The sequence below is a fragment of the Rhodomicrobium sp. R_RK_3 genome (assembly GCF_002198715.1).
Taxonomy (GTDB): Bacteria; Pseudomonadota; Alphaproteobacteria; order Rhizobiales; family Rhodomicrobiaceae; genus R-RK-3.
In genome coordinates this window covers 169,367-191,139 of record NZ_MWLK01000033.1, presented here as the reverse complement: position 1 = coordinate 191,139, position 21,773 = coordinate 169,367, and the positions used below count along the sequence as shown (strand labels likewise).

The window sequence follows — 21,773 nt, the reverse complement described above, 5'->3', positions numbered from 1 at the left end:
TTTCGCGGGGACCAGGCAGACGGTAAGTGCTCTGGAGCGGGATGAGGCAAAGTGGCACCGCTCGTCATCCCGCTCTAAATTAGAACGAGATCACCGTTCATGATTTGGATTGATCCAATTCAAAATCATCGTGATCTAGGGGCAGACGCCGTTATTGGTACCGGGTTTTGGCGGCGCAGGCTTGGGCGCGTCCTTCATCGAGGTCACGCGCGTCCAGTTTTCGCCGTCACAGAACAGTCCGCCGAGAATACAGCCCTCGATCCTGAGCACATCGGTTTTGACAAGGCTGATATTTGACGTATAGGTCTTGCCGTTCTGGGCATTATAGACTTCGCCTTCCCAGCGGTTCGGCTCGACCTTCTTCATTCTCAGGAGGATCGGCATCCCAATAATCGGACGGTTGCGCAGAGCCGGGTTCGGGTTATTTTGATCCGTGCCCGGAGTCTGCGCCCAGGCGATGACGCCCCAGAGCGCATCCGCACAAGGATTGATCCGAATTCGGGCCGTGCCGTCCTTTACGAGCCATTCGCCGGTCGGGTCCGCAGCAGCAAGGGCCGGGCTCGCCAGACAGACTAAAAGGATAAAAGCGGGGATAGGATTTTTCATCGCCTTCTCCCATATCTGTGTTGCACGTTCATGTTCTGTCATCGGGATATGGTTAGACTGCCCGCAGAACACGACCAGTTTGGGGACCATCGGCGGCGTCCAGACGCGGCAAATGGACATATGGGCGCGAGACTAGGCGAGGAAACATCCATTCATGCTCAGTGGTTAATTCCCTTTTCGCTGCTGCCAGGAGAAGCGCGTGAGCCAGAATAATATCGCGGAGTTGTTTAGGGAGCGGGAGGCCGAGCGCTATTCGCTGCACACCCGCCATCTCGACGAACAGATGGTCCGGGTGCTGAAGACCATCGGCTATGATGTCGGTTTCTGCCGCGGCAGCGGGCAATATCTGTACGACCGGAATGGCGAGCAATATCTCGACCTGCTGAGCGGCTTCGGCGTCTTCGCCATTGGCCGGAACCATCCGACCGTCCGCGACGCGTTGAAGACCGTGCTCGACAGCGACCTGCCCAATCTGGTGCAGATGGACGTGTCCGCCCTCGCTGGCATCCTCGCCGACCGGCTGCTGCGCCGCGTGCCTTATCTCGAAAAGGCGTTCTTCGCCAATTCCGGCACCGAGGCGGTTGAGGCGGCGCTGAAATTCGCCCGCGCGGCGACGAAACGGCCGGGCATCGTCTATTGCGGTCATGCCTTCCATGGTCTCTCCTATGGCGCTCTGTCGCTGAACGGCGACGATATTTTCCGCAACGGCTTCGGCCCGCTGCTGCCCGATTGCGTCGAGGTCCCGTTCAACGATCTGCCGGCGCTGGAGGAGGCTCTCCAGTCCCGCCAGGTCGCCGCCTTCGTCGTCGAGCCGATCCAAGGCAAGGGTGTGAACCTGCCGGATGAGGGCTATCTCCAAGGCGTCCAGGATCTCTGTCGTAAATATGGAACGCTCTTCGTCGCCGATGAGATCCAAACCGGCATCGGGCGCACCGGCCGTTTCCTCGCCGTCGAGCATTGGGGCGTCGAGCCTGACATGGTGCTGCTGGCCAAATCGCTGTCGGGCGGGCACATCCCGGTCGGCACGGTGCTGACGCGCAAATGGGTGTTCGACAAGGTCTTCAGCCGCATGGACCGCGCCGTGGTGCACGGCTCGACCTTCTCCAAGAACGACATGGCGATGGCGGCCGGCCTCGCGACGCTCGACGTCATCGAGTCCGAAGGGCTGATCGAGAACGCCGCCCGCATGGGCGACCGGTTGCTGGCGTCGTTCCAGGCCATGGCCGATCGCTACGAGCTGGTGAAGACGGTGCGCGGCAAGGGCCTGATGATCGGCGTCGAGTTCGGCGCGCCGCGCTCGTTCAAGCTGAAAATGTCTTGGAACGCGCTGGAGACCGTCAATAGCGGTCTGTTCTGCCAGCTCATCACCATCCCCCTGTTCAAGGAGCACAAGATCCTCTCCCAGGTTGCGGGGCACCGCATCCACACCATCAAGCTTTTGCCGCCGCTCATCATCAACGACGCCGATTGCGCCTGGATCGAGCGCGCCTTCGAGACCGCCATCGCCGACGCGCATCGCGTCCCCGGCGCGATCTGGTCGCTCGGCAAGACGCTGGCCGACCACGCCATGAAGGCGCGCGCGAGCGGCTAGATGGACCAGTACCAATGACAGTCAGCGTTGCATTCGCGTCGGCCGCGCTCGCGGCGTGGCTCTATTTGATCTTTGCGCGCGGCGGCTTTTGGCGCGCCGACATGCGCGAGGAGCGGGAGGCGTCTCCGGAACCGCAGGTTTGGCCGCGTGTTGTGGCCGTAGTTCCAGCGCGCAACGAGGCCGACGTGATTGCCGAGAGCCTTGGCTCGCTTCTGCAGCAAGACTACCCGGGATCCTTCGAAGTGATCCTGGTCGATGACCAAAGCACCGACGCCACGGCGGCAAATGCCCGTGCCGCTGCGGCACGCCTGCTGCGGCCGGAACGGCTGGTAGTGGTGGAAGGCGAGCCATTGCCGCAAGGCTGGGCCGGCAAGCTCTGGGCTATGAAACAGGGTGTGGACCACGCCGGCAGCCAGCCAAAGCGCCCCGACTATCTGCTCTTCACCGACGCCGATATCGCCTTTGCCCCGGACGCGCTGCGCCACCTCGTCTCCCACGCGGAGGCCCGCGACACGGTGCTGACATCCTGGATGGTGAAGCTGCGCTGCGAAAGCCTAGCCGAGCGCGGCCTCATCCCGGCCTTTGTCTTCTTCTTCCAGATGCTCTACCCCTTCGCCTGGGTCAACCGCCCGGACAACGAGACCGCCGCCGCCGCCGGTGGCTGCATGCTCGTCCGGCGCGATGCGCTGACGCAGGCGGGCGGCATCGAGGCGATCCGCAATGCCCTGATCGACGATTGCGCCCTCGGCGAGCGGCTGAAATCCGTCGGCCCGGTCTGGCTCGGTCTGACGGAGCGCGCGCACAGCCTGCGGCCCTATCCTGACGTCGGCGACATCAGGCGCATGGTCGCCCGCTCGGCCTATGACCAGCTCGGCTATTCGCCGCTGGTGCTGGCGGGTGTCGCCCTGGCGATGACGCTGATTTTCTTGTTGCCCCCACTATATGCTGTGTTCGGAACCGGCCTCGCCCAATCATTCGGCGCGTTGGCGTGGGTGCTGATGGCCTTCGCCTTTCAGCCGATTCTGCGTTTTTACCGCCTGTCGCCCCTCTGGGGACTGGCGCTGCCGGCCATTGCGGCGCTTTACCTGATGTTCACCTTGGATTCCGCCTATCAATATATGCGCGGACGCGGGGGGCTGTGGAAGGGTCGCGTCCAGGCCAGAAGGATCGAGGGGCAATGACGAACACTGCCGGCCAAGGCCCGAGCAAGACGCACCGCGAGGAAAATTTCCCGGTTGCCTCGCGCCTCATCAACGAGCGCCATCGGGCGACGATCCTCGCCTTCTACCGCTTCGCGCGGGCGGCGGACGATGTCGCGGACAACCCGTCCTTGTCCGAAAGCGAGAAATTCGCCCTGCTGGACAGCCTCGAGCACACGCTGACCGGCAAGAGCGAGATCGCCGCCGAAGCCTTGCCGCTGCGCGCCGCCATCGCCGAGCGCGGGCTGTCAACGCGCCACCCGCTCGATCTGCTGACCGCCTTCCGCATGGATGTCACCAAGCGCCGCTACCGCGATTGGGACGATCTCATCGGCTATTGCACCGTCTCGGCCATGCCGGTCGGCCGCTTCGTGCTGGACGTGCATGGCGAAAGCCGCGACACCTGGGCGGCGTCCGACCCGCTTTGCGCGGCGCTTCAGATCATCAACCACCTGCAGGATTGCGGGCAGGATTACCGGCGCCTCGACCGCGTCTATATCCCGCTCGACGCCTTCGCCCGCCACGGCGCCGAGGTCACCGATCTCGGAGCAGCCAAAGCGACGCCGGGCCTGCTCGCATGCGTGGGCGATCTGGCGGACCGGACCTCGGCGCTCCTCGATGATGCACGTCCCTTATATGCCGAGGTCGCGGATTTGCGTCTCGGACTTGAAATCGCAGTGATCCAGAAACTGGCCATAACGCTGAGGCGGATGCTCACACAGCGCGATCCGTTAAGTGAAAAGGTGCATCTTTCAAAGGCGGGTGTCGGCGGAATAGGTGCCCTCGCGATCAGCGAGGGACTGATCCGGCGCTTCGTAAAGGCCCGCTTTGCCTATCGAAAGGCCCAAGACGCATGACGATCCAGCAAAGCTACGATGAACCGATGATCGAGCCCGCCGCCAAGCGCGCCTCGGGTAGTTCGTTCTACGCCGCCATGCGGATCATGCCGCCCGGCCAGCGCGAGGCGATGTTCGAGATCTACTCCTTCTGCCGCGCGGTGGACGACGTCGCCGACGACGAAGGCCCGCGCGACGGGCGGCTGGAGCAGATCGCGCTCTGGCGCAACGATATCAACGCGCTCTATGCAGGCGTCGCCGCGCCCCGCGTTGCCGGGCTCGTCGTGCCGATGCGCGATTTCCGGCTGGAGCGGAAGGATTTCCTGGCTGTCATCGACGGCATGGAGATGGACATCCTCGCCGATATCCGCGCGCCCAGCTTCGAGACGCTGGACCTCTATTGCGACCGCGTCGCCAGCGCCGTCGGGCGGCTCTCCGTCAAGGTGTTCGGCCTCGAACGCGCCGATGGTCTGACGCTTGCCCATCATCTCGGGCGCGCGCTGCAACTGACCAACATCCTGCGCGACGTCGATGAGGATGCGAGCATGGGACGCCTCTATCTCGCCCGAGAATGGCTCGACGCCGCCGGCATCGACAGCAGCGACCCGGCGACCGTCATCGAAAGCCCTGCGCTCGGCGAAGCCTGCAAGCCTGCCCTCGCGATCATCGAGCGCCATTTCGCCGCCGCCGATGCCGTCATGAACCGCTATCCGCGCCGCATTGTGCGCACGCCGCGCCTGATGTCCGAAGCCTATAAGGTGGTGCTGCAAAAGCTGATCGCGCGCGGCTGGTCTTTGCCCCGGGAGCGCGTGCGCATCAGCCGGCCCTATCTGTTGTGGCTCGTGCTGAGGCACGCCCTCGTCTGATGTCGAAGCCCGTCATTCACATCATCGGCGCCGGATTGGCCGGGCTTGCCGCCGCCGTCCGGCTGAAGGATGCCGGGGCCGATATCGCCCTGCACGAGGCGACCAGCCAGGCCGGCGGGCGCTGCCGCTCCTATCATGACGCGACGCTCGGCATCACCATCGACAATGGCAACCACGTCATCCTGTCGGGCAACCACACCGCGCTCGCCTATCTGGATCTGATCGGCGGACGCGACCGGCTGACCACCCCTGAAGGCGCCATCTTCCCCTTCGTCGACCTCGCGACGGGCGAGCGCTGGACGCTGCGCCCCAATGACGGCCGCCTGCCCTGGTGGGTTTTCGACACAGGCCGCCGGGTGCCAGGAACGCGGGCCCGCGATTATTTCGGCGCGGCGCCGCTGATGTGGGCCGGCCGCGATAAGACCATCGCCGATGTGATGCGTTGCAGTGGCCGGCTCTATGACCGGCTCTGGCACCCTCTGCTGCTCGCCGCGCTCAACACCGATCCCGCCGAATCCTCGGCCAGCCTCGCCGCCGCGACCATGCGCGAGACGCTGGCGAAGGGCGGCAGGGCTTGCCGACCGTTGATCGCCTCGGACGGCCTGTCGAGCGCCTTTGTCGAGCCCGCGCTTCGCTATCTGGAAGCCCAGGGCGTTCGAGTGCAATATGGCCACCGCCTGCGCGCCCTCGGCCTCGATGAGCGCCGCGTCGCAAAACTCGATTTCGGCGAGGACAGCGTGCCGCTCGCGCCGGGCGACGGCGTCGTTCTCGCGGTCCCGGCTCTGGTGGCGCTGACGCTGGTGCCCGGCTTGCAGGCTCCCTCGCAATTCCGCTCTATCGTTAACGGTCACTTCCGTATCGCGCCGCCCCCGGGCCTCGCGCCGATGACGGGGATCGTCAACGGGACGGTGGAATGGATCTTTGCCTTCCGTGATCGATTATCCATCACAATTAGCGGTGCGGACCGGCTGCTTGATACGCCGCGCGAAACCCTCGCTCGCAACTTGTGGAAAGAAGTGTCTGTAATCACAGGACTTGCCGAGGATTTGCCACCGTGGCAGATCATTAGGGAACGCAGAGCGACCTTCGCGGCGCTGCCGGGCGAGGATGCCAAGCGGCCGGCGACCGATACGGCTTGGGACAATCTCGTGCTTGCAGGCGACTGGACGGCGACCGGCCTGCCCGCAACCATCGAAGGCGCGATCAGATCGGGCAACAAGGCAGCAGATTCGGTTAGAAAAAAACAATACGGACTGTCGAGGGACTATGACCGCACGACCGAGCATCGACCTGTCATCGGCACGGCCGCATAAGCGGACGGCCGATAGGCTCGACGACCACATCGATGCCGCGACCAAGGCGCTGCTCAAATGGCAGCAGCAGGACGGGCACTGGGTCTTCGAGCTCGAGGCGGACGCCACCATTCCGGCTGAATATGTCTTGATGCGGCATTATCTCGGCGAGCCGGTCGATGCGCCGCTCGAGGCCAAGATCGCCGTCTATCTGCGCCGCATCCAGGGCGCGCATGGCGGCTGGCCGCTGTTCCAGGACGGCGATTTCAACATGAGCGCCAGCGTGAAAGCCTATTTCGCGCTGAAGATGATCGGCGATGCGCCGGATGCGGAGCATATGCGGCGCGCCCGCGAGGCCATCCTCGCCCGTGGCGGTGCGGCGGACAGCAATGTGTTCACCCGCGTGCTGCTGGCGCTCTACGGCGTCGTGCCGTGGCGGGCGGTGCCGGTGATGCCGGTCGAGATCATGCACCTGCCCCGCTGGTTCCCGTTCCATCTGTCGAAGATCTCCTATTGGGCGCGCACCGTGATCGTGCCGCTGCTGGTGCTGCAGGCGCTGAAGCCGAAGGCGCGCAATCCGAAGGGCGTCACCATCGACGAACTCTTCCTGCAGCCGCCGCAGAGCGTCGGCGCGCCCTCGAAGGCCCCGCATCAGAAATGGTTCTGGTTCCTGCTGTTCCGGGGCATCGACATGGGGCTGCGGGTCGCCGAGCCATGGATGCCGGCGGCGCCGCGCAAGGGCGCCATCGACAAGGCGGTCGCCTTCGTCCGGGAACGCATCAACGGCGAGGACGGGCTCGGCGCGATTTTCCCGGCGATGGCCAACAGCGTGCTGATGTTCGACGTGCTGGGCTTTCCCAAGGATCACCCCGATGTCGTGGCCGCGCGCAACTCCGTCGACAAGCTGCTGGTGGTGAAAGAGGACGAGGCCTATTGCCAGCCCTGCGTCTCGCCGGTCTGGGATACGGCGCTCGCCTGCCAGACGCTGCTGGAAGTCGGCGGCGACGAGGCGGTCAAGAAGGCGGCACGCGGGCTCGACTGGCTGAAGCCGTTGCAGGTGCTCGACGTCGCCGGCGATTGGACGGAGCGGCGCCCGGATGTCCGGCCGGGCGGCTGGGCCTTCCAATATGCCAATCCGCATTATCCTGATCTCGATGACACCGCCGTCGTCGTCATGGCGATGGACCGGGCGGCCGGCCGCCTGGAGGCCGATCCGCAGCGTTTCCGCGAGCCGATCGACCGGGGCCGCGAATGGGTGGTTGGCCTGCAGAGCGGCAATGGCGGCTGGGGCGCGTTCGACGCCGACAACAGCTACGAATATCTCAACAACATCCCCTTCTCCGATCACGGCGCCCTGCTCGATCCGCCGACCGCCGATGTGACGGCACGCTGCCTATCCATGCTCGCCCAGCTCGGCGAGACGCCCGCGAACAGCCCGGAGGCGGCAAGGGCCGTCGAGTATCTTCGCGGCACGCAGGAGCCGGACGGTAGCTGGTACGGCCGCTGGGGCATGAACTATATCTACGGCACCTGGTCGGTGCTGTGCGCGCTGAATGCCGCCGGCGTCGATCACGCCTTGCCGGAGGTGCGCAAGGCGGCGGAATGGTTCGTGTCGATCCAGAATGCCGATGGCGGCTGGGGCGAGGACGGCACCAGCTACAAGCTCGACTATCGCGGCTATGAACCGGCGCCCAGCACTGCATCGCAGACGGCATGGGCTCTGCTCGGCCTGATGGCGGCCGGCATGGCGGACGATCCTTCAGTCGAGCGCGGCATTGCCTATCTGCAACGCACGCAAGCCGCTGATGGCCTCTGGCCGGAGGAGCGCTTCACCGCGACCGGCTTCCCGCGCGTCTTCTATCTGCGCTATCACGGCTATCCAAAGTTCTTCCCGCTTTGGGCAATGGCGCGCTACCGCAACATCAAGGCCGGCAACGCCCCGTCCGTCGCGTTCGGCATGTGATGGCCAAGCCTGAGCGCCGGCCCGTCATCGTCGTGACCGGCCTCGCCTTCGAGGCCCGCATCGCGGCCGGGGAGGGCGTCGTGGTTGTCCACGGACGGGACGAGCGCCAGATGATCGCCGACCTGGAGCGCGCGGTCGCGGCGGGCGCCAGCGGTATCGTCAGCTTTGGCACGGCGGGGGGACTGGCGCCGCATCTGGCGCCGGGCGATTGGGTCACGGCGGAGGCGGTCATCACCGAGACGGAGCGCTGGCCGACGGACCCGGCCTGGTCGGCTGAGTTGCTGCATAGGCTGTCCGACGCAACGCACGCGGCCATGGTCAGCGTCGATACGCCAGTCGGGGGAGCACCCGCAAAACTCGCCCTGCACGCCCGCACAGCAGCGGCGGCGGTCGACATGGAATCCCATATCGCGGCCCGCGTCGCCATCGCGCACGGCCTGCCTTTCGCCGTCTGCCGCGTCGTCATCGACCCGGCCCACCGCACGCTTCCGCACGCGGCGCTGGTCTCGATGCGGCCCGATGGCGGCGTCAACCTGCCGGCCCTGCTCGGATCGCTGGCGCGGCGGCCAAGCCAGCTTCCGGTGCTGCTGCGGCTGGCGATGGATGCGCGCGCCGCGCGGTCCGCGCTACTCCGCGGCCGTCGGCTGCTTGGGACGGGCTTTGCTTTCCCGGACTTCCCGGAGCTTTAGCTCGACATGGCGTGAGAAGACGAATTGCGCCGGGCGCTGCTTGTCGAGCGGGATTTCCGGTGCCATCGGACCTTCGGTGCGAATGCCGCGCAGAGCGACGCCGAGAGCCTTCAGCGGATGGGCGATCACGTCCTTCACCGCCGTCGCCTCATAGCCGCTATGGACCATGCAGTCGGCGCATTTCTCGTAATTGCCGGTGCCGTAGCTATCCCAGTCGGTCTCTTCCATCAGCTCCTTGTAGCTCTTGGCATAGCCTTCGCCGAGCAAATAGCAGGGACGCTGCCAGCCGAACACCGTGCGCGTCGGGTTGCCCCAGGGCGTGCAGTGATAGGTTTGGTTGCCGGCCAGGAAATCGAGGAACAGGCTCGACTGGCTGAACGACCAGTTCTTGCCGCCATTGCCCCGGCTGAACAGATCGCGGAAGAGGTGCTTGGTCTTCTCGCGGTTGAGGAAGTGCTGCTGGTCCGGCGCGCGCTCATAAGCGTAACCGGGCGAGACCGTGATGCCGTCGACGCCGAGGCCCTTCACCGTGTCGAAGAAGGCCGCGACCCGCTCGGGGTCCATATTGTTGAACAGCGTGCAGTTGATGTTGACGCGGAAGCCGCGTTCCTTGGCGGCCTTGATCGCCGACACCGCCCGGTCATAGACGCCGGTCTGGCACACCGATTTGTCGTGCATCTCCTTGTCGCCGTCCAGATGCACCGACCAGACGAAGAAGGGGCTCGGCTCATATTGGTCGAGCTTCTTTTCCATCAGCAGCGCATTGGTGCAGAGATAGACGAATTTGCGCCGCGCGATCAGACCCTTGACGACTTCGGGCAGTTCCTTGTGCAAGAGCGGTTCGCCGCCCGCGATCGAGACGACAGGTGCGCCGCATTCATCGGCGGCTTTCAGGCAGTCGGCCAGCGGCAGGCGCTGGTTGAGGATTTCGTTCGGATAGTCGATCTTGCCGCAGCCGGCACAGGCGAGGTTGCAACGGAACAGGGGCTCGAGCATGAGCACCAACGGATAGCGTTTGCGGCGCGCCAAATGCTGCTTGACGATGTAAGCGCCGACAAATGCCTTCTGTAGAAGGGGGATTCCCAATCTAGGCTCCTTTATTTTTCAAACTTATGCCACCGATTGCGACATTGACCATATCAAGCTTGCGTCAGTTCTGACGGTAACCGGAACTGGATGTTTTCTTCGCGGCCCGCCAGCGTGGAAACTTCGACCGGGGCAATTCGCCGCAACGCCTCGATCACGTCTTCGACCAGAACTTCAGGCGCCGATGCGCCCGCCGTAATCCCGACTGACTGTGCATCCCTAACCCAGTCGGGGTCAAGTTCGCTTCCATTTGCAATGAGATAGCTCGGAATGCCTGCCTCGGCGCCGACTTCGCGCAGGCGGTTCGAGTTGGAACTGTTCTTGGCGCCGACCACCAGGATCACATCGACGACCTGACTGAGCTCGCGCACCGCCGTTTGCCGGTTCTGGGTGGCGTAGCAGATGTCCCGGATCTCGGGACCGATAATATCGGTAAAGCGCCGCTGCAACGCCTCGATGACGCCGCGCGTATCGTCGACGCTGAGCGTGGTCTGCGTCACATAGGCGGCCGGGGCATCCGGCGGGATGTCGAGCAGATCCACATCGGCCTCGGTCTGCACCAGATGCACCTTGCCTGGGATTTGCCCAATGGTTCCCTCGACTTCCGGATGGCCGGCATGGCCGATCAGGATCAGCGCCCGGCCTTGCGCGATGTAGCGCTTGCCCTGGTTGTGGACCTTGGTGACCAGCGGGCAGGTGGCGTCGAGCACCGGCAGGTCGCGCGCGGCGGCCTCGTCCTGGACGGCGCGGGCGACACCATGTGCGCTGAAGATGGTCACGGCATTGGCCGGGATCTCGGAAATCTCGTCGACGAAGCGGGCGCCCTTGGCTTTCAGGGATTCGACGACATGCTGGTTATGCACGATCTCATGGCGCACATAAACAGGAGCCTGGTACTTCTCGAGTGCCCGCTCGACGATCTCGATCGCACGGACGACGCCCGCACAAAATCCCCGAGGCTGAGCAAGAATAACGCGCATAATCAAAATCCATTAGCTGGGCCAAAGGCCCAGCTTCCCAAGATAAACCCGTCTTATACCGTCAAACCCGGATTGCAAACCGAATGTTAAGTCACCCGCCCGCGATCCTGCACTTTTCGAGCCTTATGAGCAAATAGGGCGGATACGGCCCTTTGCCCCGAACGGCCGTTTTTCACAACTCTTCCACGCCGGCGCATCCAGTCTTTCCCCAGAGCATCGATGACAGCGGCGTTGATGCCGGCGACGTCGAGCCCGGCGCAGGCATACATGCGCTCGGTTTCGTCCTGGTCGATGAAGATGTCCGGCAGGACGAGGATCCTGAGCTTCAGCCCGCGGTCGAGCAGGCCCTTTTCCGCCAGGAAATGCAGCACATGCGCGCCGAAACCGCCGACCGAGCCTTCCTCGATCGTCACGATCGCCTCGTGCTCGCGGGCCAGCCGGGTGATCAGCTCGTGGTCGAGCGGCTTGGCGAAGCGCGCATCGGCGACGGTCGTTGATATGCCCTGCGCCTCCAGGGCGTCGGCGGCGGCGAGACATTCGCCGAGCCGGGTGCCGAGCGAGAGCAGCGCCACACGGCTGCCTTCGCGGATGATCCGGCCTTTGCCGATCTCGAGCGGCATTCCGATTTCCGGAAGGACGCCGCCGACCCCTTCGCCGCGGGGATAGCGGAATGCGATGGGGCCTTCGTCATAGGCGGCGGCGGTCGCGACCATATGCACCAGATCCGTCTCGTCGGCGGCGGCCATCACCACCATGCTCGGCAGGCAGCCGAGATAGGCGATGTCGAACGAACCGGCATGGGTGGGACCGTCGGCCCCTACGAGGCCGGCGCGGTCGATGGCGAAGCGCACGGGCAGTTTCTGAATCGCCACGTCATGCACGATCTGGTCGTAGGCGCGCTGCAGGAAGGTCGAGTAGATCGCCGCGAACGGCTTGTAGCCTTCCGCCGCCAGGCCCGCCGCGAAGGTGACGGCGTGCTGCTCGGCGATGCCGACATCGAACATGCGGTCCGGATAGGCGCGGCCGAAAATATCCAGCCCGGTGCCGGACGGCATGGCCGCCGTCACCGCGACGATGCGCGGGTCCTTCGCTGCTTCCTTGACCAGGCTTTCGGCGAAAACCTTCGTATAGGAGGGGGCCTTGGCCTTCGCCTTGATCTGGGCGCCGGTCGAGACGTCGAAGGCGGTGACGCCGTGATATTTGTCGGCGGAATTTTCGGCGGGCACGTAGCCCTTACCCTTTTGCGTCACGACGTGGACGAGGATCGGGCCGTTCCTGGCATCGCGCACATTCTTCAGCACGGGCAGCAGATGGTCGAGATTATGCCCGTCGATCGGTCCGACATAATAGAAGCCCAGCTCCTCGAACAGTGTGCCGCCGGACCAGAAATTGCGCGTATATTCCTCGGCGCGCACCGCCCGCTCCTCCCAGCCCTTGGGCAGGCGCTTGGCGAGCTGCTTGGCGATGTCGCGGATATAGAGATAAGGGCCGCTCGAGGTCAGCCGCGCCAGATAGGCGCTGAAGGCGCCGACGGGGCGGGCGATCGACATGTTGTTGTCGTTGAGGATGACGATCAGGCGCTTGCCCATTTCGCCGGCATTGTTCAGCGCCTCATAAGCCATGCCAGCGCTCATCGCGCCGTCGCCGATGACGCAGACCACATTGTGGTTCTGCCCTTCGAGATCGCGGGCCACCGCCATGCCGAGCCCGGCGGAAATCGACGTCGAGGCGTGCGCCGCGCCGAACGGATCGTATTCGCTCTCGGCGCGCTTGGTGAAGCCCGAGAGACCACCACCTTGGCGCAGCGTACGGATCCGGTCGCGGCGGCCGGTTAGAATCTTGTGCGGATAGGCTTGATGGCCGACGTCCCAAATCAGCTTGTCGTTAGGCGTGTCGAACACATAATGCAGCGCCACCGTCAGTTCGACGACGCCGAGGCCGGCGCCGAGATGGCCCCCGGTTACCGCGACTGCACTGATCATTTCGGTCCGCAACTCTTCCGCGAGTTGCTTCAAGTCGCTTTCCTTCAGAGCGCGAAGATCCGCCGGCTCCTGGATTGAATCGAGCATCAGGAACTCCCCAGTCACAACGCGGGCCAGGACAGCCACGTAGCGCCCCATCCAACGATGATAGTGTTATAACAATCGGACTTAGCCGCCGGTTCCCGGATTTTGGGAGGATGGGCAACGGATACGGTGTTTTTCTCTCCGCAGCCGATATCTCTAACTAAACCCAAGAAAAACGGTCAAAGTTTCATGTCCATTTTGACAATTTTACCAAGCGGTCTCACCGAGATCGCGCATTCGATTATATTATGGGCAATGCTTTAACGAAGCGTGCAGTCCGATGGCCGACTGTTTCTTGGCTTTGTTCATAAGCGCCCGCGCCAATACGATAAGTGGGGCAGGCTTTCTGGCTGGATGGAGCGGCGGGCGGCGCCTCCCATCCACCAATCTGTGCCGTTTTTCCGCAATGCCTCCAGGGGGACCGGTGTTAGGGAATGAGACGCTGGCTAACTGCCCAATGAATAGCCAGCCTTCGTTTGAAAACATGGGCATGGGCGCGCGGATTGGCAATGTCACCCGTCAGCATTGATACGCTGGGTTGATCGGCCGGATGCGCCCCTGAGACGCGCGACACGGCAGGTGTACGCTCGGGCTTGATTATTGCGGGCCGCACATCAGCGGCATGCCGGGGGCCGACGGTGTGCGGTGGATTGTCCGCAAAGCGCGGCGAGATCATCAACGAAGCTCAGTATAGGCTGACCCTTCTAATCAGCGCGAGACGATCCGCCGATCGGTCAAGGCCATGGAGTTCGCAGTCCTCTTTCTCGTGTTCACGATCGCCTTGTGTTTGGCCTTCTGGGGCCGCGAGCGCGTCGCCCTCTGGGTATTCTCCATCGGCATGGTCGGTATCGCCGCCCTCTATCGGCACCATGCGACCGACGTCCTGACCTTATCGTTCTGACCCGGGATCGCGGTGCCATGACACGCAGCTTCGCCATCAGCATGAATGCCCTGGCGCTCTACGCCATCGCGGCCATCCTGCTGGCGGCGTTCTATTTTCAGCTCGCTCTCGGCGAGCTGCCGTGTCCGCTCTGCCTGTTGCAGCGGGTCGCCTTCGCCGCTCTCGCCTTCGGCCCGATCCTGACTTTGCGCCATGGGCCGTGCCCCCGCCATTACGGGCTGGTCATCATCGCCGCCCTCTTCGGCGCGACGATCGCGGCGCGGCAGGTCTTCCTGCATATTCTGCCGGGCGACCCGGGCTATGGATCTTCGCTCCTCGGCCTGCATTATTACAGTTGGGCTTTCCTCTGCTTCGCCGCAGCCATCCTTGCCGCCGCGGTCATGCTGCTTTTCGATCGGCAATTCGAACCCGCGCCCTCGGCCCCTATTTTGCGCCCGATCGAGAAGATGGCGGTGTGGCTGGTGATCGGCGTCACGCTGCTAAATTGCGCCAGCGTGCTGGTGGAATGCGGCTTTGCCGCCTGTCCGGACAATCCGGTTGCCTATCGATTGCTGTCCGAGCCGTCTGAGCCTTCGTGGCGCGCTGTTCGGCCCCAGATTATGATTGTAACGCGAACGGCCGTGCCTACATGGTTGATTGGTCCTAAAACGGCCAGCAGGAGCGATCAGGAGGCGACGATGAAAACGCTGTTCGTCATGGTGAAATGCGATTTGGGCGCCGCGGATTCCGTCGGCAACATCATCGTCGACAAGAGCCCGGCGCAAGCGGAGGTCTATTCGACCACCGGCCGATACGATCTCCTCGTCAAAGCCAGCTTCAACGATGTCGATGAAATCGCCGCCTATGTTCAGACTTTCATCCATGGCATTCCGGGCGTGAAGGACACCTACACGTTCGTCTCCTTCCGCGCTTATGGCGATTTCACCGTCTTTTAAGGGCGCCGCTGCCTGGACATCGCCACGGGTCGCCGCTATTGGGTTGGCTCAAAGGGTTCAACCAGGGCAGGGATTGTCATGATATTCGGCCGCTTCTGGCTCACCGCGCTGGCGGCGGCATTGTCGCTGCCTCTGCTGCTATCACCGGCCTCCGCCGAGACGGTTACGCCGGCCGAGCAGACGGCCATTCTTAGCCTGCATAACAGCTACCGCGCACAGCATTGCGTGCCCGCGCTGACCTGGTCGGCCGAACTGGCGGCGGCGGCGCAGCGCTGGGCGGAGAAATGCTGGATCGCGCACGACAAAAGCCGGGGTCATATCGGCGAGAATATCGCCTGGGGCGGCGATCGCACCGCCAGCAGCGCCGTCGATGCCTGGTACAAGGAGGTCGACGTCTACGATTACGGCAAGCCCGGTTTTGCCGCCTCGACCGCCCATTTCACGCAGATGGTGTGGAAGGAAACCAAGCAGATCGGCTGCGGGGTCGCCCAATGCTATTTCGGAGCCATCCGGCTTTGGGTTTGCCGTTACGGTCCGACGGGGAACTGGGCCGGCAAATATCCGCAGAACGTGCCAAAGCGCTGCAAATAGGCGGCCCCCAGGGAACGGCTGCGTCCATTCAAAAAAACCCAGCTTCGAGCCCTGCCGCCATCAGCGTCCCCAATTCGCGGCACTCATCGACAAACGTCTCGCGGAAATCGCCTCGGCAGATCAGCGGCTCGCTCACCGCGCGCCAGCGCAGGCCGGTCACGATGGCTTCAACCCCGCGCCGGGTGCCGGTGCCGTCATGGCCGGCACGGACGCACAGGGCGTAGGGCAGGCCCTGGGTCCGCTCCAGGCAGGGATAGTAGCTGCGGTCGAAGAAATCCTTCAGAGCGCCGCTCATGCCGCCGAGATTTTCCGGGGTGAAAAGAAGGATCGCCTGTGCCGCGAGAACATCGGTGGGGCCGGCGTCGAAAGGGGAGAGGCAACGGGCCGAAATCCCATCATACCGCGCCCCCTCCGCCACGGCATCGCGCAGGCGAACGGTGTTCGCGGAAGGCGCGTGGGCGACGATGAGCAGAGTCTTTTCGGTCATCGGCGCCGGATCACGCGGGGCTCGGCATCAATCAAGGCGGGTGGGATTGTCGTCCCTAGCTGGAGGCGGCGGTGCTGCGGCTCTTGCGCGGCTTAGCCGCAGGCTTTTCAGCCACCTTGGCCGCTTCGGCGGCTTCCTTGGCTAAGCGCAGTGCCCGGAGCTTGGCAGTCTTCAGCTGAATTGCCGCGCGCTTGCCATCCTGGGCGTTCATCGATTTGACAGCGTCGGCCCGGCGTTTTTCCGCCTTGTCGGTGCGCTGCTGGGCTCTGCGCCGAATTTCATCAGTCGATATGCCTCGTGACGACATGGTCTACTCCTATGCATCCCTACCGAAAATTCAGGCCCCCCAACGACGACACCGGACGAAATGCCGCGCCGACACCATGAAAACCACGCCGCTTCCCCGACTTGAGGGCGGCACTCCTGCGTGCGCGCAGCCGAACGCTGCCCTTAATATAGGGTTTATTTGCTAAAATTCCACCAAGCTCTTGTGCTCACACAACAAAAGGCCCAGAGCCCGGCCCAGCCCGCGAAAGATGGTTAAATTGCGGCATAGACCATTTGGGCGAAGCTTCAGCGCGCGGTCCTGCCCCGGCTGCCACCGCTGGCGCGCGGACGCTGAGCGGGTTTGTGCGGACGGGCCGGGGGCGCGTCGTCGAGCAGGGCTGCGGCGGCTTCCCGTCCTTCGTCCAGCGTTTGCGCCGTCTCGCGGGCCATCTCCTGGCCTGCATTGGCGATCTGCATGACGCCGTCTTCGTAATCGCGCGCCGTCTTCTCGATCAGCTCGGCATGGACTACGACGACTTCCTTGGGCGATTTCGGCGCCGCCAGCCGGTCGGGAAGGCCGGCATAATGCCGGATCTGCTTCTGCCAGAGTTCGAAACCGATCTTGTTGAGCTCCAGCGCATATTTGAAGGCGAGGGCGCTGAGCTTAGCCGCCATGTCCAGGGCGGCGCGCTGGGCCTCCACCATGGTCTCACCCGGCATATCGGGCGGCAGGGGCTGCTTCGCTGGCATGACAACTCACTCCTGTAATGGATTACGGAAAACCGTCTCCGTGCGCGGATGTTCCGCGCTCGCCATATCCGCCGGCATTAGCAGCAGCGGCCCGGCTTGGTCCGGCCGACGCCCGTGGCGATCTCGGCGAAGGTTTGCTGGCCCGCCTTACCCGTCGCCACCCGCAAAAAGCGAATAGGAAAGCAGATGGCGTCCACATTGGCGGGGCTCAGCTCCGGCGGCCGCATCGTGTCGACGCTGACCTCGGCTTCCGCATTATACAATGCAGTTTCGATTTCTGCCTGCGTCATCAGGCCCTTGCGCTTCATTGCTTCAAGCAGGGAGGCAAGAGCCAGCAGCATCCCTTGCAATTGCAGATTTGCCGTGTTCATGGGGTCCGCCAATCAGGTTCGGCGCGGGTGCGGCGCCTTCCGGCTGCCGTCACGCCGGGTCAATGCGATAGACGCGGCATCTCTCGAACGGTGGGCGGGAGCAAATGTTCCGTTTCCGCCCTATTCGGGCGGCGCTGTCACGGTCCTGGCGATGAGGATCGCGCAGTGTGTTGGTGTCAGACCCCGAACACCCGCTTCACCCGTCGCCGTCAGCGCGGAAGCGATCGGCTCAAGCCCCGCGCAAGTTGCTTCTGCTCTACTGACGCCAGCATCATCCCCATGATCGACATCTCGAAGCGGTCCCCCCTTTCGAAGCATCGCCAGGCGTAAGCCAGGCTTTTGACTGGGAGGACCGTGATTTTCTGTGCCCTCGCTCGTGAGAAGAAAGCATGTATCGGTTCTCTTACGCCGAAGTCTTCGACGCCAACCCGCCGACCGCGCGCCAGCGCGAGCGGATCGCCATCGAACATTCCATCGAGCGGCTGCGGGCCGCGATGGCCGAAGGCAGCGGCTCGCCGGAAGCGATCGAGGCCGCCCATCTGGTGCGCGAATTGTGGACGCTGCGCATCGACGATCTGGCCCGGCCGGGCCATGACCTGGCCAGGCCTGAGAGCGCCGAGCTGATCGCGGTCGGCCGCTGGATCGTGCAGGAAGCGGAGGCGGTGGGGATCGGCCGTCCGGCCAATTTCCAGGCCCTGATCGAGGTTTCGCAGCTCATCGCACGGGGCATGGAGCAGCGCGAGCCATAAACAAAAACCGCGCCGGGATGAACCGGCGCGGCTGATTTGCAATCTCGATCGGTCTGGCCGAGCCTAAGTCTGCGGCGCCGGCTCCAATCCGCCCGTATCCGGCTCGGGAGCGGGACGGCCCTTGCCCGAAGCCGGGACGGCGGAGGACGGGCGCCCGCCCTTGTCGTCCTTGGCGGTGAATTCGCGCTGCGGCGGCTTGCCCTTCAGCAGATCGATGATCTCGACGCCCGACAGCGTCTCATATTCGAGCAGGCCCTTGGCGAGCGTATGCAGCTCGTCGATATTCTCCTCGATGATGCGGCGGGCATTGGCATAGCCGGTATCGACGATGCTGTGGATCTCCTGGTCGACCAGCTTCTGCGTGTCGTCCGAGAGGTTCTGCGTCCGCGTCACCGAATGGCCGAGGAACACCTCTTCCTCATTGTCGCCATAGGCGAGCGGCCCGAGCTTGTCCGACATGCCGAACTGCGTGACCATCGCGCGGGCGAGCGTCGTCGCCATCTTGATGTCCATCGAGGCGCCCGACGTCACTTTCTCGTAGCCGAAGACCATCTCCTCCGCGACCCGGCCGCCCATGGCGACGCAGATGTCGGCCTTGAGCTTTTCGCGGGTGTAGGAGAGCTGGTCGCGCTCCGGCAGACGCATCACCATGCCGAGCGCGCGTCCGCGCGGGATGATGGTCGCCTTGTGCACGGGATCGGAACCGATCACCTTCATGGCAACCAGGGCATGGCCGCCTTCATGATAGGCGGTGAGGCGCTTTTCCTCGTCGGTCATGGCCATGGAGCGGCGTTCCGCGCCCATCATGACCTTGTCCTTGGCGTCCTCGAACTCGGCTTGCGTGACGATCCGCTTGGAGCGCCGCGCGGCCAGCAGAGCCGCCTCGTTGACGATATTGGCGAGGTCGGCACCGGAGAAGCCCGGCGTGCCGCGCGCGATGGTGCGCAGATCGACATCGGGAGCCAGCGGCACCTTGCGCACATGCACCTTCAGGATGCGCTCGCGGCCGACGACATCCGGGCGGGGTACCACCACCTGACGGTCGAAGCGGCCGGGACGCAAGAGCGCCGGGTCGAGAACATCCGGGCGGTTGGTCGCCGCGACGAGGATGATGCCCTCATTCGACTCGAAGCCGTCCATCTCGACCAGAAGCTGGTTCAAGGTCTGCTCGCGCTCGTCATTGCCGCCACCGAGACCGGCGCCGCGATGACGGCCCACGGCGTCGATTTCGTCGATGAAGATGATGCAAGGCGCGTTCTTCTTGGCCTGATCGAACATGTCGCGGACACGGCTTGCGCCGACGCCGACGAACATTTCCACGAAGTCGGAACCCGAAATGGTGAAGAACGGCACGTTCGCTTCTCCGGCGATGGCGCGGGCGAGCAGCGTCTTACCGGTGCCGGGAGGTCCGACCAGCAGTGCGCCGCGCGGGATACGTCCGCCGAGGCGCTGGAATTTTTGGGGATCGCGCAGGAACTCCACGATCTCCTGCAGATCGTCCTTGGCTTCGTCGACGCCGGCGACATCGTCAAAGGTGACGCGGCCCTGGCGTTCGGTCAAAAGCTTGGCCTTGGACTTGCCGAAACCCATGGCGCGGCCGCCGCCCGACTGCATCTGGCGCATGAAGAACACCCAGACGGCGATCAGCAGCAGCATCGGGAACCAGGAGACCAGCACGCTGACGATGGAGGGGACATCGTCCTCATTCGGCTTCACGGAGATGCCGACGCCTTTGGTGTGCAGCCGCTCGACCAGTTGCGGGTCGTTGGGCGCGACGGTCTGGAAGGTGCGGCCATCGGCGAATTTGCCGCTGAGGTTGTTCCCCGCGATGACCACCGAACGGATATTTTGGCTCTCAACCTCGCCCAGGAACTGGGAATAGGTGATCTCATTGGCCCGCGCGCGCTGCCCCGGATTCTGGAACAGGTTGAACAGCGCGACCAGGAGAAGACCGATGATGATCCAGATCGCGAAATTACGGAAATTGGAGTTCATGATTTCCTTCTACGCATGAGACCCGGGAGTTTGCGGGGGCTGGAGCCATCGGCTTACACTAACTCAAGTTCCGGATCGATGTCTGCACAATCTAAATAAGCGGCGCTAAGGGGTTTTCCAAGACAGGAGGTAAGGCGTCGTTAATCCGTGTGTGATGAGGCCTGCCGCAAGCTTATATGGGTGCGCGACAAGATAGGTTTAACAGGTGGTATGGCGGAACGGACGCGCGAACAAGATCGGCGCGTTTTGGAAGCGTGCAGAGGCGTCCGGCAGCCAGTTTGCAGGCTGGCGCGGCTGGAATTGGGCGAAGGGGGCGAAGCGGAGGGCCTCGCCCGTCCACAGCGAAGGCAGGGTTTCGGCGGCGATCGCGGGAATGGCCGGGAAGCTGCCGCCTGCGGTCTTTACGGAGCCGATGCCGGCGCGGCCGATCGGGCGGATGGTGAGCGCGGCATCGGAGGCGGGGGCGATGACCTCGAAACGGCCGTCCCAGAGCACCGGCCGGCCGGGCGTCGCGGCGATGTTTTGCGGTTCCATTCGGCCGAATTCCCGCGCGACCATCAAGTTCCGGCCACGCGGGCGGAGGTGACAGCCGCCGAGTGTCGCCATGGGGGTGCCTGCTGCTTGGAGTTCGCGCCAGCAGGCTTCGATCTTGGCAAGCTGCGGCGCCCGCGCCGCGCCGCCGAAAGCGTGCATCATGCGGGCGATGGATCGCAAGGCGATCTCTTCGGGCGTCGCCTGAAGCGCCGCGAGCGGGATCTCGCCGAAGCCGGCATCGTGCAGAGTGAGATTGGCCGCCAGGAAATCGGCGGTCGCCGTCTCCAAGGCATCGCGGGCGCGTCCAAGGCGCCGGGCCGACAGCGCCAGCTTGCCGCGCGACAGGCCGAGCATGTCCCCAGCCTTCAGCAGACGGCGGACGCGAACCCGCTCGAACCGGTCATCGGCATTGCTGGGATCTTCGATCCAGGGGAGTCTTCTTTCCCGGAGGAAGGCTTCCAGTCTCGCGCGGGAGATGCCGAGCAAAGGGCGCAGCAGCGCAAGCCCCCCGCGCCGCGATGCGGCCGCCATGCCTGCCAGACCGTCCACGCCGCTGCCGCGCGCCAGCCGCATGAGCAGCGTTTCGGCCTGATCGTCGGCTGTGTGGGCGGTGGCGAAGGCTTCGATCCCGTGTTCGCGGCAATAGTTGGTCAGCAGGGCGTAGCGCGCCGCGCGCGCTGCCGCTTGCAGCCCGGTCTTGGGCTTGTCGCCATCCCAGCCCAGGGTCGCGTGGGTAAAGCCAGCGCTCGCGGCCTGCTGCGCGACCCAATCCGCCTCGGCGGCGGATGCGGCGCGGAGCCGGTGATCGACGGTCAGCACGGTGATTGTCGGAGAAGTCTCGCGCGGCAGATCGAGCCAGGCGCGGGTCAGGTGCATCAAAGCGATGCTGTCGGCGCCGCCGGAGACCGCGAGCGCGAGATGCGGGTAAAATCGGAAGCCGCCGAAAAGCGCCTGTAATTCATCGTGGCCGAAGGGCGGCGGCCTTTCGGCGCCAGGGTCGTCATCAGCGGCGGTCATCT

Annotated in this window: 21 protein-coding genes; 11 read left to right on the top strand and 10 right to left on the bottom strand. The window is 64.2% G+C overall.

The genetic code is table 11. From position 1 onward, the window contains the following. Positions 1-135 precede the first annotated feature (135 nt). Positions 136-696, bottom strand: coding sequence for a DUF2147 domain-containing protein (locus BLEFHOIH_RS20445; protein WP_245297106.1), 561 nt, complete (start codon positions 694-696; stop codon positions 136-138). A gap of 109 nt (positions 697-805) precedes the next feature. Between BLEFHOIH_RS20445 and BLEFHOIH_RS20440 the strand changes: the two genes are divergently transcribed. From BLEFHOIH_RS20440 to BLEFHOIH_RS20410, 7 genes are read left to right on the top strand one after another with little or no spacing between them, the layout of a single operon-like run. After that, positions 806-2,197 (top strand): aspartate aminotransferase family protein, encoded by a 1,392-nt coding sequence (locus tag BLEFHOIH_RS20440; protein ID WP_245297105.1) that lies wholly within the window; start codon positions 806-808, stop codon positions 2,195-2,197. A gap of 14 nt (positions 2,198-2,211) precedes the next feature. Beyond that, on the top strand, positions 2,212-3,378 hold the full coding sequence (locus tag BLEFHOIH_RS20435) for a glycosyltransferase (RefSeq protein WP_088347884.1): 1,167 nt from the start codon (positions 2,212-2,214) through the stop codon (positions 3,376-3,378). Continuing rightward, a complete protein-coding gene (gene hpnC / locus BLEFHOIH_RS20430) occupies positions 3,375-4,253 on the top strand; it encodes a squalene synthase HpnC (protein WP_088347883.1) in 879 nt (292 codons plus the stop codon). The genes BLEFHOIH_RS20435 and hpnC overlap by 4 nt, the downstream gene beginning before the upstream one ends. Next, positions 4,250-5,098, top strand: a complete 849-nt coding sequence (gene hpnD / locus BLEFHOIH_RS20425; RefSeq protein ID WP_088347882.1) for a presqualene diphosphate synthase HpnD — start codon at positions 4,250-4,252, stop codon at positions 5,096-5,098. Before hpnC ends, hpnD begins: the two co-directional genes overlap by 4 nt. Next, entirely contained in the window at positions 5,098-6,411 is a 1,314-nt protein-coding gene (gene hpnE, locus BLEFHOIH_RS20420) for a hydroxysqualene dehydroxylase HpnE (protein ID WP_088347881.1), read from the top strand. Before hpnD ends, hpnE begins: the two co-directional genes overlap by 1 nt. Further along, positions 6,365-8,353 (top strand): squalene--hopene cyclase, encoded by a 1,989-nt coding sequence (gene shc / locus BLEFHOIH_RS20415; protein WP_088347880.1) that lies wholly within the window; start codon positions 6,365-6,367, stop codon positions 8,351-8,353. The genes hpnE and shc overlap by 47 nt, the downstream gene beginning before the upstream one ends. After that, complete coding sequence (locus BLEFHOIH_RS20410) at positions 8,353-9,042, top strand: phosphorylase (RefSeq protein WP_088347879.1); 690 nt, start codon at positions 8,353-8,355, stop codon at positions 9,040-9,042. The genes shc and BLEFHOIH_RS20410 overlap by 1 nt, the downstream gene beginning before the upstream one ends. On the opposite strand, the gene hpnH is transcribed toward BLEFHOIH_RS20410, so the two are convergent. From hpnH to dxs, 3 genes are all read right to left on the bottom strand, one after another. Beyond that, positions 8,980-10,128, bottom strand: a complete 1,149-nt coding sequence (hpnH, locus tag BLEFHOIH_RS20405; RefSeq protein ID WP_088347878.1) for an adenosyl-hopene transferase HpnH — start codon at positions 10,126-10,128, stop codon at positions 8,980-8,982. The two genes, BLEFHOIH_RS20410 and hpnH, sit on opposite strands and share 63 nt — an antisense overlap. A 53-nt stretch (positions 10,129-10,181) precedes the next feature. Continuing rightward, entirely contained in the window at positions 10,182-11,108 is a 927-nt protein-coding gene (gene ispH / locus BLEFHOIH_RS20400; RefSeq protein WP_088347877.1) for a 4-hydroxy-3-methylbut-2-enyl diphosphate reductase, read from the bottom strand. Positions 11,109-11,194: 86 nt separating this feature from the next. After that, positions 11,195-13,177 (bottom strand): 1-deoxy-D-xylulose-5-phosphate synthase, encoded by a 1,983-nt coding sequence (gene dxs / locus BLEFHOIH_RS20395; RefSeq protein ID WP_088347945.1) that lies wholly within the window; start codon positions 13,175-13,177, stop codon positions 11,195-11,197. Between the two features lie 739 nt (positions 13,178-13,916). Between dxs and BLEFHOIH_RS26870 the strand changes: the two genes are divergently transcribed. The 3 genes from BLEFHOIH_RS26870 to BLEFHOIH_RS20385 all read left to right on the top strand — a co-directional run bounded on the left by BLEFHOIH_RS26870 (position 13,917) and on the right by BLEFHOIH_RS20385 (position 15,601). Next, positions 13,917-14,075, top strand: coding sequence for a DUF5993 family protein (locus BLEFHOIH_RS26870; RefSeq protein WP_170937288.1), 159 nt, complete (start codon positions 13,917-13,919; stop codon positions 14,073-14,075). Positions 14,076-14,092: 17 nt separating this feature from the next. Continuing rightward, complete coding sequence (locus BLEFHOIH_RS20390; RefSeq protein WP_088347876.1) at positions 14,093-15,010, top strand: disulfide bond formation protein B; 918 nt, start codon at positions 14,093-14,095, stop codon at positions 15,008-15,010. Between the two features lie 78 nt (positions 15,011-15,088). Next, positions 15,089-15,601 (top strand): CAP family protein, encoded by a 513-nt coding sequence (locus tag BLEFHOIH_RS20385; protein ID WP_088347875.1) that lies wholly within the window; start codon positions 15,089-15,091, stop codon positions 15,599-15,601. A gap of 28 nt (positions 15,602-15,629) precedes the next feature. On the opposite strand, the gene BLEFHOIH_RS20380 is transcribed toward BLEFHOIH_RS20385, so the two are convergent. From BLEFHOIH_RS20380 to BLEFHOIH_RS20370, 4 genes are all read right to left on the bottom strand, one after another. Continuing rightward, positions 15,630-16,088: a flavodoxin gene (locus BLEFHOIH_RS20380; protein WP_088347874.1), complete on the bottom strand. Its 459-nt coding sequence runs from the start codon at positions 16,086-16,088 to the stop codon at positions 15,630-15,632. 55 nt (positions 16,089-16,143) lie between these two features. Continuing rightward, complete coding sequence (locus tag BLEFHOIH_RS26410; protein ID WP_125461835.1) at positions 16,144-16,395, bottom strand: hypothetical protein; 252 nt, start codon at positions 16,393-16,395, stop codon at positions 16,144-16,146. A 266-nt stretch (positions 16,396-16,661) separates the two neighbouring features. After that, on the bottom strand, positions 16,662-17,105 hold the full coding sequence (locus BLEFHOIH_RS20375) for a phasin family protein (protein ID WP_088347873.1): 444 nt from the start codon (positions 17,103-17,105) through the stop codon (positions 16,662-16,664). A gap of 77 nt (positions 17,106-17,182) precedes the next feature. After that, positions 17,183-17,476, bottom strand: a complete 294-nt coding sequence (locus tag BLEFHOIH_RS20370; protein WP_088347872.1) for a hypothetical protein — start codon at positions 17,474-17,476, stop codon at positions 17,183-17,185. Positions 17,477-17,865: 389 nt separating this feature from the next. Between BLEFHOIH_RS20370 and BLEFHOIH_RS20365 the strand changes: the two genes are divergently transcribed. Continuing rightward, positions 17,866-18,225: a flagellar biosynthesis regulator FlaF gene (locus BLEFHOIH_RS20365; protein WP_088347871.1), complete on the top strand. Its 360-nt coding sequence runs from the start codon at positions 17,866-17,868 to the stop codon at positions 18,223-18,225. A gap of 63 nt (positions 18,226-18,288) precedes the next feature. On the opposite strand, the gene ftsH is transcribed toward BLEFHOIH_RS20365, so the two are convergent. Both ftsH and tilS read right to left on the bottom strand, forming a co-directional pair. Next, on the bottom strand, positions 18,289-20,220 hold the full coding sequence (gene ftsH / locus BLEFHOIH_RS20360) for an ATP-dependent zinc metalloprotease FtsH (protein ID WP_088347870.1): 1,932 nt from the start codon (positions 20,218-20,220) through the stop codon (positions 18,289-18,291). A gap of 198 nt (positions 20,221-20,418) precedes the next feature. After that, positions 20,419-21,771: a tRNA lysidine(34) synthetase TilS gene (gene tilS / locus BLEFHOIH_RS20355; RefSeq protein WP_088347869.1), complete on the bottom strand. Its 1,353-nt coding sequence runs from the start codon at positions 21,769-21,771 to the stop codon at positions 20,419-20,421. Positions 21,772-21,773 lie beyond the last annotated feature (2 nt).

Bases quoted from the DNA above. Each gene is read 5' to 3' on its own strand.
- BLEFHOIH_RS20445 (WP_245297106.1), bottom strand. From the start codon at position 696: ATGGTCCCCAAACTGGTCGTGTTCTGCGGGCAGTCTAACCATATCCCG.
- BLEFHOIH_RS20435 (WP_088347884.1), top strand. From the start codon at position 2,212: ATGACAGTCAGCGTTGCATTCGCGTCGGCCGCGCTCGCGGCGTGGCTC.
- hpnC (WP_088347883.1), top strand. From the start codon at position 3,375: ATGACGAACACTGCCGGCCAAGGCCCGAGCAAGACGCACCGCGAGGAA.
- hpnD (WP_088347882.1), top strand. From the start codon at position 4,250: ATGACGATCCAGCAAAGCTACGATGAACCGATGATCGAGCCCGCCGCC.
- hpnE (WP_088347881.1), top strand. From the start codon at position 5,098: ATGTCGAAGCCCGTCATTCACATCATCGGCGCCGGATTGGCCGGGCTT.
- shc (WP_088347880.1), top strand. From the start codon at position 6,365: ATGACCGCACGACCGAGCATCGACCTGTCATCGGCACGGCCGCATAAG.
- BLEFHOIH_RS20410 (WP_088347879.1), top strand. From the start codon at position 8,353: ATGGCCAAGCCTGAGCGCCGGCCCGTCATCGTCGTGACCGGCCTCGCC.
- ispH (WP_088347877.1), bottom strand. From the start codon at position 11,108: ATGCGCGTTATTCTTGCTCAGCCTCGGGGATTTTGTGCGGGCGTCGTC.
- dxs (WP_088347945.1), bottom strand. From the start codon at position 13,177: ATGCTCGATTCAATCCAGGAGCCGGCGGATCTTCGCGCTCTGAAGGAA.
- BLEFHOIH_RS26870 (WP_170937288.1), top strand. From the start codon at position 13,917: ATGGAGTTCGCAGTCCTCTTTCTCGTGTTCACGATCGCCTTGTGTTTG.
- BLEFHOIH_RS20390 (WP_088347876.1), top strand. From the start codon at position 14,093: ATGACACGCAGCTTCGCCATCAGCATGAATGCCCTGGCGCTCTACGCC.
- BLEFHOIH_RS20385 (WP_088347875.1), top strand. From the start codon at position 15,089: ATGATATTCGGCCGCTTCTGGCTCACCGCGCTGGCGGCGGCATTGTCG.
- BLEFHOIH_RS20380 (WP_088347874.1), bottom strand. From the start codon at position 16,088: ATGACCGAAAAGACTCTGCTCATCGTCGCCCACGCGCCTTCCGCGAAC.
- BLEFHOIH_RS26410 (WP_125461835.1), bottom strand. From the start codon at position 16,395: ATGTCGTCACGAGGCATATCGACTGATGAAATTCGGCGCAGAGCCCAG.
- BLEFHOIH_RS20375 (WP_088347873.1), bottom strand. From the start codon at position 17,105: ATGCCAGCGAAGCAGCCCCTGCCGCCCGATATGCCGGGTGAGACCATG.
- BLEFHOIH_RS20370 (WP_088347872.1), bottom strand. From the start codon at position 17,476: ATGAACACGGCAAATCTGCAATTGCAAGGGATGCTGCTGGCTCTTGCC.
- BLEFHOIH_RS20365 (WP_088347871.1), top strand. From the start codon at position 17,866: ATGTATCGGTTCTCTTACGCCGAAGTCTTCGACGCCAACCCGCCGACC.
- ftsH (WP_088347870.1), bottom strand. From the start codon at position 20,220: ATGAACTCCAATTTCCGTAATTTCGCGATCTGGATCATCATCGGTCTT.
- tilS (WP_088347869.1), bottom strand. From the start codon at position 21,771: ATGACCGCCGCTGATGACGACCCTGGCGCCGAAAGGCCGCCGCCCTTC.